At 40.0% G+C, this 11703-nt stretch carries 14 protein-coding genes and 2 pseudogenes; 15 read left to right on the plus strand and 1 reads right to left on the minus strand.

Features of this window, described 5'->3' with window-relative positions:
- Window positions 1-268: 268 nt before the first annotated feature.
- The 7 genes from AC0L6R_RS16990 (at window position 269) to AC0L6R_RS17020 (ending at window position 5806) form a co-directional block, all read left to right on the plus strand.
- Entirely contained in the window at window positions 269-1519 is a 1251-nt protein-coding gene (locus AC0L6R_RS16990) for an alkaline phosphatase D family protein (RefSeq protein ID WP_473272261.1), read from the plus strand.
- Window positions 1520-2350: 831 nt separating this feature from the next.
- Window positions 2351-2926: a DUF7010 family protein gene (locus AC0L6R_RS16995; protein ID WP_473272262.1), complete on the plus strand. Its 576-nt coding sequence runs from the start codon at window positions 2351-2353 to the stop codon at window positions 2924-2926.
- A 720-nt stretch (window positions 2927-3646) separates the two neighbouring features.
- Window positions 3647-3910 (plus strand): TIGR03643 family protein, encoded by a 264-nt coding sequence (locus AC0L6R_RS17000; protein ID WP_473272263.1) that lies wholly within the window; start codon window positions 3647-3649, stop codon window positions 3908-3910.
- Window positions 3910-4542 carry an FAD-binding domain-containing protein gene (locus AC0L6R_RS17005; protein ID WP_473272264.1) on the plus strand — a complete coding sequence of 211 codons (633 nt, stop codon included), beginning with the start codon at window positions 3910-3912 and terminating at the stop codon, window positions 4540-4542. Before AC0L6R_RS17000 ends, AC0L6R_RS17005 begins: the two co-directional genes overlap by 1 nt.
- 34 nt (window positions 4543-4576) lie before the next feature.
- Window positions 4577-5053 carry a hypothetical protein gene (locus tag AC0L6R_RS17010; RefSeq protein WP_473272265.1) on the plus strand — a complete coding sequence of 159 codons (477 nt, stop codon included), beginning with the start codon at window positions 4577-4579 and terminating at the stop codon, window positions 5051-5053.
- A complete protein-coding gene (locus tag AC0L6R_RS17015) occupies window positions 5040-5669 on the plus strand; it encodes a flavin reductase family protein (RefSeq protein ID WP_473272266.1) in 630 nt (209 codons plus the stop codon). Before AC0L6R_RS17010 ends, AC0L6R_RS17015 begins: the two co-directional genes overlap by 14 nt.
- Window positions 5666-5806: a DUF2256 domain-containing protein gene (locus AC0L6R_RS17020; protein ID WP_473272267.1), complete on the plus strand. Its 141-nt coding sequence runs from the start codon at window positions 5666-5668 to the stop codon at window positions 5804-5806. Before AC0L6R_RS17015 ends, AC0L6R_RS17020 begins: the two co-directional genes overlap by 4 nt.
- A gap of 70 nt (window positions 5807-5876) precedes the next feature.
- Here the strand turns inward: AC0L6R_RS17020 and AC0L6R_RS17025 are convergent, their stop codons facing one another.
- On the minus strand, window positions 5877-6086 hold the full coding sequence (locus tag AC0L6R_RS17025; protein WP_473272268.1) for a hypothetical protein: 210 nt from the start codon (window positions 6084-6086) through the stop codon (window positions 5877-5879).
- Window positions 6087-6340: 254 nt separating this feature from the next.
- Here AC0L6R_RS17025 and AC0L6R_RS17030 point away from each other — a divergent pair, with 254 nt between their 5' ends.
- The 8 genes and pseudogenes from AC0L6R_RS17030 to AC0L6R_RS17065 form a co-directional block, all read left to right on the plus strand.
- Window positions 6341-6523: a hypothetical protein gene (locus AC0L6R_RS17030; RefSeq protein ID WP_473272269.1), complete on the plus strand. Its 183-nt coding sequence runs from the start codon at window positions 6341-6343 to the stop codon at window positions 6521-6523.
- A 179-nt stretch (window positions 6524-6702) separates the two neighbouring features.
- The gene (locus AC0L6R_RS17035; protein WP_283411608.1) at window positions 6703-7848 is read left to right on the plus strand and encodes a cystathionine gamma-synthase; all 1146 of its coding nucleotides are present in this window, start codon (window positions 6703-6705) and stop codon (window positions 7846-7848) included.
- Window positions 7849-8383: 535 nt separating this feature from the next.
- Window positions 8384-8920 carry a DoxX family protein gene (locus AC0L6R_RS17040; protein WP_473272270.1) on the plus strand — a complete coding sequence of 179 codons (537 nt, stop codon included), beginning with the start codon at window positions 8384-8386 and terminating at the stop codon, window positions 8918-8920.
- The gene (locus tag AC0L6R_RS17045) at window positions 8863-8991 is read left to right on the plus strand and encodes a DUF4287 domain-containing protein (protein ID WP_283411606.1); all 129 of its coding nucleotides are present in this window, start codon (window positions 8863-8865) and stop codon (window positions 8989-8991) included. The genes AC0L6R_RS17040 and AC0L6R_RS17045 overlap by 58 nt, the downstream gene beginning before the upstream one ends.
- Before the next feature lie 86 nt (window positions 8992-9077).
- Entirely contained in the window at window positions 9078-9926 is an 849-nt protein-coding gene (locus AC0L6R_RS17050; protein WP_473272271.1) for a bifunctional helix-turn-helix domain-containing protein/methylated-DNA--[protein]-cysteine S-methyltransferase, read from the plus strand.
- 90 nt (window positions 9927-10016) lie between these two features.
- Window positions 10017-10289 (plus strand): alpha-ketoglutarate-dependent dioxygenase AlkB family protein, encoded by a 273-nt coding sequence (locus tag AC0L6R_RS17055; RefSeq protein WP_473272272.1) that lies wholly within the window; start codon window positions 10017-10019, stop codon window positions 10287-10289.
- A gap of 4 nt (window positions 10290-10293) precedes the next feature.
- A pseudogene (locus AC0L6R_RS17060) lies at window positions 10294-10546 on the plus strand (alpha-ketoglutarate-dependent dioxygenase AlkB).
- Between the two features lie 355 nt (window positions 10547-10901).
- Window positions 10902-11703 (plus strand): annotated as a pseudogene (locus AC0L6R_RS17065) (PmbA/TldA family metallopeptidase); the annotation flags it as partial.

Genomic DNA, 11703 nt, shown 5'->3' on the forward strand with positions numbered 1-11703 from the left:
TTAATCTACCATAAAGATGGATTTATAAAAATCCTTACTTTTTTTGCGGTCGTGCGGATTTTCCGATGGTCAATTCCCCATTGAGTGTGGTCTATATGCTGGGAACCCAACTGAACGTTGTCAAGGGTTTTGGCTAGATGTAATTTTCCCACTCTGCTTCTATACAATCGAATTTGCATTAAGCCATCTTTTGCCTAGAACTCAACTTTTTTACCACCCGCTAAAGCCGTAATTTAACTTTTCCAATACTTCCAATACCCCACTCTCAATGAGATTTAAAAAAATATCCAGCCTCTTTGCCTTTATCGTCACTCTTTTTAGTACTGCTACTTTTGCGCAAAGAACTGATTCCATACCGGTAAAAAATGACGTTTCTTTACCACAAGCACACAAGGGAACGTTGGAAATTGACAGTTTGCTTCTCGATAGTTATGTGAGATTACCTGAGAATATTAGAAAGTTTTATTTGGAAGCTAGGTCGGTATTCGAGGATAATGCAGTTGATTTTACAGACGAAAGAATTGTAGCAGCTGCTCTCAAAAATGGCATTCCCTTGATTTCTGGACCGATGTTGGGAGATATCAAAGAGAATGGAGTAAGTATTTGGCTTAGACCAGCAAGTAAAAATCTGATTGAAATTGAAATAGCAGATTTAGCTGGTAAAGAAACAAAGATTTATTTTTTTAATCCAAGCGTGGCCGGACAAGCTGAGCGAATCGTCTTAGGAAATTTGTCAGCAGCAACGAAGTATTCCTATTTAATGAAAATACAAGGTGCAGAGATGGCGAAAGGTACTTTCCAAACCGCCTCAAAAATCGAAGAAACAAGCGAGCTACGACTAGCCTTTGCTTCAGATTTTCATAAGATAGGCTTGCATAACCCAAATTTGATGGAAGCCATTTTAGCTCGAGATCCTATGGCTATGCTGTTACTGGGTGATTTGGCTGTGGATGATAGAGATACCAAATTCAGCATGCATAGATCTGATTATTTGCTAAGAGATGTCTCGCAGGCTTGGAAAAAGTTAGCCGCAAATGTTCCTGTATATGCTACTTGGGATGATCATGATTACCTCAATAATGACCTAAGTGGATTGCCTAAAGGTGTTAGCAAAGAAGATAGGGAGGCGCTTCGGGCTATTTGGGCCGAGAACTGGAATAATCCTAAGAATGAATCGGCAGGTATTTATTTCAATACGCGTATAGCAGATGTGGAGGTCATCATGCTGGATACTCGATCCTTCCGGGAAAATGAGCGAAGAGGAGCTTATAATTCTTATTTGGGGGAGGAACAGTTGAGTTGGCTGAAGGATGTACTGATCACTTCCCCTGCAACTTTCAAAGTGATTTCCAGCGGAACAATGTGGAGCGATTTTATCTCGGATGGCAAAGATTCTTGGGGGACTTGGGATACGCTGGCTCGAGAAGAGCTTTACAAGTTAATTGAGACTGAAAATATTCCTGTGAGTACTCTTACTGAGTGGAGATCGGCATGGTGCACGTGGTTTTACGATCCCTAGAAATTCAGGATTTGCGTTTTACGAGTTTGGACCTGCATCTCTAGGAGGAGTTCCCGGACCGGAAGCAATTGCCAAGGATTCCTCTACGCAACTTTTTGGATATCTTGGACAAGGTTTAAAAGCATTTGGTGAGCTTACTTTTTCCATGAATGAAGAAGAACCTCAGGTTACGTTTAGGCTGATTGATGAATATGGAAATGTCATGGAGGAGCATAGTTTGCTTTATAGAAAATTGATTCCAAATCAATAATCCATTTCTGCACTGGAAGTAAATAAGCTAAGAAATTACGTGGCTATAATAATTGGATACGTTAAGCTTTACCTTCTGTAAATACCCTGTGTTATCAGTCTTCAGAAAATTATCATATTTCAAAAATAAATAGCTAGAACGCAGATGCTTTCAATCCTTTGGATTGGTATAGAGAAAGGAGAAAAGCATCTTTGATTATTTAAATGAGCCTCAGTAGATTAGCTGGATTTGCAATTGCTCCATTGGAGTCTGAATCTAATCTATCATAGTATTCGCCTCAGCAGGTTTTATCCCAATTCGATTTGGAAGCACCTATCAAAAGCCTGTATACTAAAACCAAGTGGTTGCCCAAAAACAGGTAAGGTGCTCGTATAGATCCCAGTACCTTCTTCTTAGTACTGCTGCTTCATTTATAAAGTAGCTGGGTGATTGAATAAGTTTTAGAAGGGGAGAAGTTTGGGCTATAGGAGAGCGCTAGTTTTGCGGTATTGTTGATCGGGTCTTTGATAGATCTTGTGATATGATATCTTTGAATCTTTTACCCTGAGATAATTGGATGATAAAATTAGTCTGAAAGCCAAATGAAAAATAACTCTACCGACAATACATTAAGTAATTCTAATTCAGTAGCTCAAGCACAGAGAGACATGCGTATTGGATATGGAAATGGGGCGGTGGGCATGCTGGTATCAGGCTTTGTTTGGTTCATATCATCAATGGTATCTCTTCAGTTTTCTGATAATCATGCTATTTGGACACTTTTGATAGGTGGAATGTTCATTTTTCCTCTAAGTGTGGCACTGGCAAAAATCATTAAAATAAGAGGAGCACATAGTAAGGGAAATCCTTTGGGGAACTTGGCTATGGAAGGGACAGTGTTTATGCTGATGTGTTTACCTATTGCTTTTTTATTGTCATTTCAGCATACCGAGTGGTTTTTTCAAGGTATGTTATTAATCATAGGCGGAAGGTATTTGACCTTTGCCTCTTTATATGGTAATAAAATTTTCTGGATTCTTGGAGCTGCTTTGGGTGTAGCAGCGTATTTACTTTTTGCGCTTAATATCCAATCATTCGGTTCAGCTCTTACTGGATCCCTCATTGAGATAGTTTTTGGTATTTTCGTTTTAGTAAGGTTTAAAAGAAAAGAGGAATGATTAAAGAAGAGAGGTATATCTGAAAATAAACTGAATTTTCATGTTGGAGATTTTGAGAAAGAGATGTCTCGAGCTATTAGACGATGTGCTTGAAGTCAAGTTTTAATTTTAAATAAGCCAGATCATGCGTGGTGGATTGAATGATTCAACAGTGACAGGTATCAATTTTTTAATTGTTGGCTATTTCATTTGCCTTTGGTTGGTGAATTTCTTGGAATTAAACTCTGCGATTATCGTATTTTTTGTAGAACTACTCACCATTCCGTTTCTGCTTGCCCAACTAGTTTTTTTAGTTCTGGGGGTCAAATTTGTCTTCCAAAACAAAAAACGTCCTTTGACGATTTTTAGCCTTTTCATTCTTGCTATATGCTCCATTTGTACATTGGCAAGTTTCTTTTGCTAGAATAAATATTTTGTATGATTATCCGCAAAGATGCCAGTGACTTTGGATTCTTTGCTTATCGTCGGAAGACCGATGACTCCCGCACTGGCGGGACAGGCTGAAACCGCCTCAATTCCTAAGTTTAACCTATCCTTTTTTTGCTTTTGACTCCATACTGGAACAAAAGCGGATAGCATATTATTTTTTAATAGGGGGAGGTACTAACCAAAAAAGTCTGGATTCATCAAAACATTTCTACCCGCTCTAAGCTTTAAATGTAGGAAGGAATGAAGTCTCATTTTTTTATAAGAATGAGATTCACAACTAGAATACTACGAATGACTGAGCGAGAAACAGATCGAGTTATAGAAATGGCTTGGGAGGATAGAACGCCTTTCGAAGCTATAGAAACACAATTTGGTATCCGTGAAGCTGAGGTGATTAAGCTGATGCGGAAAGAACTCAAAGAAAGTTCTTTTAAGATGTGGCGAAAGCGTGTGAATAGTGGAGTGAGTCAGAAGCATCTGAAAAAGAGAAATCCTGATATCGAGCGATTCAAGTGCTCCAGACAACGAAGTATTTCCTTAAATAAAATTAGCTAGTGAATCATTTTCCAACAGATTTGCCTTCCATAGAACGTAGGATTCGCGCTATTGACCCAGTTAGCTATAGCTCTACTCGAAATTATAAAGACGGGGCAGTAACAAGGCTGAGCCCTTACATCTCACGCGGTGTGATTTCCACCAAGCAAGTTTTTGAGTACATCAAAACCCTGGATTTGAAGTGGTACCAAGTTGAAAAACTCGTTCAAGAATTAGCATGGCGGGATTACTGGCAGCAAGTATGGATTGCAAAAGGTGAGGGGATAAATCAAGATCTCAAGCAAGAGCAAGCTCCCATTTCCAATCATCAAATCCCATCCGCTATTCTCAATGCAGAGACAGGAATCAATACAGTTGACCAAGCGATCAAGGAGCTTTACCGAACTGGCTATATGCACAACCACATGCGAATGTACGTGGCATCTATCTGCTGCAATATTGCCAATTCGCATTGGCTAGAGCCTGCAAAGTTGATGTATAGCCACTTATTGGATGGAGATTTGGCGAGCAATCAGTTGAGCTGGCAATGGGTGGCGGGAGCTTTTTCCAGTAAGAAATATTTTGCCAATCAATGGAATGTCAATACCTATTTTGATGACAATCAAAAAGGTACTTTTCTGGATGTAGCCTGATGAGGAATTCAATGAGCTTGAAGTTCCAAGTAAATTGCTTGACACCGTAGCTTTCAATTTGCACACGGAACTTCCGAATCATATTCAACCAAATTTTGAGAAAGATAAAAAGACGCTCATCTACAATTACTATAATCTTGATCCTTACTGGCATAAAGGAGAAGACGTGCAGCTGGTTTTTCTCCTAGAGCCTTCTTTTTTTCAAAAGAATCCAGTGAGTCAAAAATGTCTGGATTTTGCACTTGATCTAAGCGAAAACATTGAAGGAATTCAACTTTTTGTAGGGGAGTTTTCTGATTTGATGGAATTGCTTAATCCAGATCAAATTGTTTACAAAGAACATCCCGCCAGTAGACATTATCAAGGCATAGAAGAAGCCAGAGACTGGCTGAGCAGTGTGACGGGGTATTTTCCTTCCTTTTTTGCGTTCTGGAGAAAATGTAAAAAAGAAATTGAACTCGAGTCAGAAAAGGGCAAGTTGAATCAATACCGATCGTATGAAATTACATAAAGAAGATATAGAGCGCTTGGAGCGTGCTTATAGATTGAACTTAATCAACTCCATAAGCGGAATCAAACCAGCAAATCTGATTGGCACAAGGTCCTCTACCAATAAGGAAAATGTAGCTATTTTCTCCTCAGTGGTGCATTTGGGATCAAGTCCAGCTCAACTGGCTTTCATCATGCGCCCGCAGACAGCTATTCCTCGGGATACCTATCCCAACATTATGGAAACGGAATTTTATACCATCAATCATGTTTCAGAGGCATTTATAGAAAAAGCGCATTATACCTCAGCTAAATTGGAAAAAGGGGCGTCTGAATTTGAGCGGATGAAGTTGAAGCCAGAGTATATTGGAGACTTCCATGCTCCATTTGTGAAGGAAAGTCCTGTTAAAATAGGGATGAAGTATGAAGAAAGTATTCCCTTGCCTAATGGATGTATTTTCGTAATTGGTTCGGTGGAGATGATCATCTGTCCAGATGATACTATCAATGACTTGGGGCAATTGAATTTAGAAGGGTATTCGGGAGTTGGGATTTCGGGCTTGAATACCTATTATGGACTTAATAAACTGGACTCTTTTCCCTATGTACGGGAAAATGAAATCCCTGAATTCAAATGAAGAAAGCTGACCTGCCAATCAAAATTTGCCTAGTGTGTAATAGACCTTTTACTTGGCGCAAAAAATGGGAAAAGAATTGGGAAGAGGTGAAGTATTGCAGTGAAAGATGTAGGAGGAATAGAGCAGAAAGACTTTGATGAAATCATCAAGCAACTACGAGAATCAAGAGTTGGGGTCTACCCTTGATCATTGACTAGTGCACATACTTCATTTTTTCTTTTTTCTCAGGTAATTATAAATCCCTGCTACGCCGATTACCAATAAAGCAAGTCCAATTCCCCATTGTAAAGGACTATTCATAGATTCTTTGGCAGCTATATAGGAATTGGCAATGACTCCGGCGGCGAAAGCGATGACCGTTCTGGTGAGCATTCCAGGAATACCATAAACCAATACTTTCCAAATCTTGATATTCAACGAGGCAAAGAGAAAATTGGAAACTGCAAAGGGCACAATCGGAGAGATTCTGAACGAAAAAGACCAAGGATCCTTCCTTTTCTTTTCGTGATTCTACTTCTTTCCGGAATTTTGGGTTTTTCTTAAAAAGTAATTCTGTGAAGCCCATGTTGGTGATTTTTCCTAAAGCATACCCTAATACAGAAGCTAGCGAGTAACCCAAAATCAAGAAGGGTAAGGAAGCCCAACCGAAGTAGAATCCAGACGCCAGGGCGATGAGCGTAGTTGGCAGCAGAGCCAAACCCATTAACAGCGCTCCAATGACTGTATATGCGAAGAATTCAAATCCACTTTCAAGTTGGTATGCTTCAAGCAGATTATACTTTGTGGCAAAAATCACGCTTCCAATAAAAGGCATAGCGGTGACCCAGAGCCAGGCAAAAATACCGGCAGGATGACTGCCGAAGTACCTTCGGATAGTTTTGAATATCCTGCCCTTTTTTGTCATATTTGGTCTCTTATCTATTGGATTCACTGGGAAAGTCTGCAAGTTTAACACGCACTGCTTAAAATAACCCTGAAAATCGTAACTGATTTTCATTTTCCTACGAACCAAAACAACCTAAACCAATAACGAATGAAATTTGGAACAAAAGCCATTCATGCCGGAATAGAGCCAGATCCTGCGACAGGAGCTATCATGACTCCGATTTACCAGACTTCCACTTACGTGCAAAAATCTCCTGGTGATCACAAAGGTTATGAGTATTCCCGCACGCACAATCCTACCAGAACTGCTTTGCAAAATAATCTGGCAGCGCTGGAAAATGGAAAGCATGGAATTTGTTTTTCCTCTGGCCTAGGAGCTATCGATGCGGTAATCAAGTTATTTAACCCAGGTGATGAAATCATCAGCACTAATGATCTTTATGGTGGAACTTACAGGCTTTTTACTAAAGTCTATGAGCGTTATGGGATCAAATTTAAGTTTGTGCCTATGTCAGACCCGGCTTCAATAGCTGATCATATTACGGAAAAGACTAGGATGATCTGGGTAGAAACGCCCACCAATCCTATGATGAATATTATCGATATTGCTGCAGTAGCAAAGTTGGGAAAAGGCAATAAAATCATAGTCGCAGTGGATAACACCTTTGCTTCTCCATACTTGCAAACCCCTCTGGATCTTGGTGCTGACATCGTGATGCACTCAGTGACCAAATACCTTGGTGGACATTCGGATGTAGTAATGGGAGCTTTGGTGGTAAATGATGATGAATTGGCAGAAAAGCTGGTTTTCATTCAGAATGCTTCAGGCGCTACACCTGGGCCCCAGGATTGCTTCTTAGTAATCAGAGGAATCAAAACACTTCATCTAAGAATGGAGCGTCACTCTCAAAATGGCAAAACCATTGCGGCATACCTAAAAAATCATCCCAAAGTAGATAAAGTCTACTGGCCAGGTTTTGAGGATCACCCCAATCATGATATTGCCAAAAAGCAAATGCGCGATTATGGAGGAATGATTTCCTTCACATTGGTTGGGAATAAAGAATCAGATGCACGAAAAGTAATGGAGAGCTTTCATTTATTTGCCTTGGCAGAATCACTCGGTGGAGTAGAATCGCTTTGTGGACACCCAGCTTCTATGACTCATGCGAGTATCCCGAAGGAAGAGAGGGAAAAAGTTGGATTAGTGGATTCATTGATTCGATTGAGCGTAGGCGTGGAAGATGCCGAAGATTTGAAGAATGATTTGGCCAATGCATTGGAGAAGATCTAATTAGAATTGATTTAATAAATATCAGCCGTTCGTGACCTTGTTACTAAGACAGGATTGCGAACGGTTTTTTTATGAATGATTATTATCTCCATGATGTAAATATATTGTGCTGAGAATTCTTCCTGTTTTATCACCGATCGTGCCGTTGGCACTCTTAGATTTTTCCATTTTGCATTTGAACCCCGAATTTCGCTGCGCTGTATTCGGGGCTGATACAGGTTGTGCCGTTGGCATAATGGTTATTCTCAGCTAACTAATAGCCGAATATTATTTATTGTTTTTATTGAATTCCTGAGCCTTGTCCATCGTAATATCTAAAAAAGAACCCTTGCCAACGGCAAGGCCTATAAAAGCCCAGAATGCAATTCTGGGTCATATGGAATTCGATTTTTTAAATTGAGTGCCAACGGCACGATCAGTATTGAAAAGCCCCATCAATTTTCTCCTTCGCAAATCACCTCCTCTTTGTCATTAATCCACCGTGTCAAATTATGTCAACAATTTAATCTTTGACTATCATTTAAAACGTAAAAAGATGGATCCTACTAAAAGAGACAAAATCATTTTCTGGACAGCAACAAGCTTTATTTTCCTATTTGAAGGGCTAATGCCGGCTCTTACATCCCAAACTGAACTTGCGAAAGAAGGGATCCGTCATCTGGGATACCCCCTGTATTTCGGAAATGCATTAGTTGTTTTTAAAGTATGTGGCACTTTGATACTGATGATTCCAAAATTCCCAAAGCGTGTGAAAGAATGGGCATATGCTGGATTCACCTTCGATTTTATTTTTGCCTGCATCAGCCATTGGGCTGTAGATGGTTTTGGATTTCAAACCATTTTTCCTCTAATCATCAGCTGGCTATTTTGGCAGTATCCTATAGCTATTACCATAAGGTCAATTCAGCCCTCAAAACCTACTATGGTGTCCTTTCTAGCCTATTTAGCCATTATTCAAGCAAAGATTGATAAAACCCGAGAAGATTTTAAAGGACTTGCTTCTGAAAAAGGGTTTTGTCAAGTGGAAAAACCACCTCAGGTACTAAGGCTACAGAAATTACTAATTGGCTAAAGCAGGACTTTGAAATTGGTCATGGACATGCGATGGCAATTTATGCGATGCTAAAGGGTAAAGCAGAATAAGTAGTACTCCAGTCTCAAACTCCGCAAGAATCGGGTTTTGCATTTTCCTTATTCAGGGTACTTTTGGATAACCTAGCATTCAGAATATGAACGAAAGTCAATCCGTCAATTTCCATCGTATCGCCGAAGCGATTGCTTATATACAGGCTAATTTCAAAAGCCAACCTTCTTTGGAGGAAATTGCAGAGCAAGTACATCTGAGTCCGTTTCACTTTCAGCGCATGTTTAGTGAATGGGCAGGAGTGAGCCCAAAGAAATTTATGCAGTTTCTAAGTGTGGAATATGCCAAGCAGCTTTTGAAAGGCAAAGAAGCTACACTTTTTGAAGCCGCTCAGGAAACTGGGCTTTCAAGCACTGGCAGACTTCATGATTTGTTTGTTAAAATTGAGGGAATGACTCCAGGCGAATTCAAGAATGGGGGAGAAAACCTTCAGATCAATTACAGCTTTGCAGAAAGTCCTTTTGGAGAAATCATTGTAGCCTCCACTTCCAAAGGCATTTGTCACTTGGCCTTTTTCTCAGATCAGGAAGAAGGAGAATCTACCTTGAAAGCCCGCTTTCCCAATGCGAATTATCATCAGTTGGTGGATAAAATTCAGCAAGAAGCTTTGTATATTTTTCAGCATGATTGGTACAAACTCAATCAAATCAAGTTGCATTTGAATGGTACTCCTTTTCAATTGAAGGTTTGGGATGCCCTTCTGAAGATCCCAATGGGAAATCTGACTACTTACGGTAGCATAGCTGAGGAAATAGAAAAACCAAAAGCTTCCCGCGCTATTGGAACTGCAATTGGGAGTAATCCTGTTGCTTTCCTGATCCCCTGCCATCGAGTAATTCAATACAGCGGCAAAATCGGTGGCTATATGTGGGGGAATACCAAAAAGTCAGCAATTATAGGTTGGGAAGCTGCCCAGCTAAACCAAGAAGTATAAATTAGAGAATGGATTTATTCAATTCAGGATTCATTAGAAAATACAAATCTGCTACCCAAAGACGGTGTAGTAAATTACTTTGGAAAGATTATGCCCTCAGCCAGTGCTTTGGACTATCTGGATTACTTATTGAATGAGATTCAATGGAAGAATGATGTAGCAGTGATTTTTGGAAAGCGAATAGAAACCAAGCGTAAAGTGGCTTGGTATGCCGAAAAGCCTTTTGAATACACTTATTCCAATAACACCAAGACAGCATTGCCATGGACCAAGGAATTGTTGGATTTAAAGGATTTAGTAGAAAAAGAAAACTGGGGAAACCTTCAATTCCTGCTTGCTGAATTTATATCACAATGGGAGTGAGGGGATGGCTTGGCATAGTGATGGGGAAACGGACTTGAAAAAGGATGGTGCCATTGCTTCGGTAAGTTTTGGAGCCGAACGGAAGTTTGCTTTCAAGCATAAGGTAACCCAAAGAGATTGTTTCTCAGATTTTAGAAAATGGGAGTTTGCTCGTGATGAAAGGAACTACTCAGACGCATTGGCTTCATAGACTACCCCCAACAAAGCTGGTTTCTAAACCTAGAGTCAATTTGACCTTCCGGACGATCGTGAGGTGATACTAGAAGCAGGTTTATCAATCTTGGCAATCATGAATAAAATGAGCCAATTCCCTTTCTCCAAGTTTTAAAGTTTTTACAATCTAAGGGTCAAAAAAATTAGGATTTTAGAATTCCCAACAGGGATTTTTCAATTTGCACCCTGAATTTTTACCGAGTCTGTATTTTTATTTTTCTTAATCCAAGGATAACAGTACTTTGATAGAAGTATTAAACATTGTTTTAACCCTAAGAATATAAACCAAACACTTTAACCAGTAGATCAAATTGAAATCCAATATGAAAATATCCTACCAATCGTAGAATATGTTGCATAGGAGATTCAATGTGACCTACTACTTGTCAAATTTAAACCATGAAAAGAAGAGATTTTATCCACCTTTCCGGGATGGGGCTAGGAGCCCTCGCCACCTCCAGGGTTAGGTCAGTGTTGGGAAATCCTGTATCGGCTGAGCAATTGCTTGAGCCAGGTATGGATCCAGCGGCTAAGAAAGTACTTGCAGACATAGCATTGAATGCCGCCAGAACCAAAGGCGCTACTTACACTGATGTTCGTATCGGAAGATACTTGCGTCAAAATGTAAGCACAAGAGAGAAAAACGTTCAAAATATCTCAAACTCTGAGACGTTTGGGGTTGGCATTCGAGTGATAGCAAACGGTACTTGGGGTTTTTCTGCTACTTCAGATGTGACACCAGATGGCATTAAGAGCTGTGCAGAAACCGCCGTGGCTATCGCAAAAGCGAATTCCAAATTGCAAAAGGAACCTGTAGTGCTTGCTCCAGTAAGTGGTCATGGGGAAGTGACTTGGAATACCCCTATTCAGAAGAATGCGATGGAAATCCCTGTAAAGGATAAAATTGACCTACTTCTAAACGTGAATAATTCTGCGATGGACAACGGCGCTGCTTTTGTCAACTCCGCACTATTTGTAATCAATGAGCAGAAATATTTTGCTTCTACCGATGGTTCTTATATTGATCAGGATATCCACAGGATCTGGCCTACGTTTTCAGTCACCGCTGTGAACAAAGGTGCCGGCGGATTCCGAGCAGGCAAGCACTAAGTGCTCCTATGGGAATGGGCTATGAATACATGGATGGCTTAGCCAAGGATAAAATGATGAATCCTGCTGGCTTTAATAGCTATAAAAATTC

The sequence above is a fragment of the Algoriphagus sp. 10J20-15 genome (genome assembly GCF_055809615.1).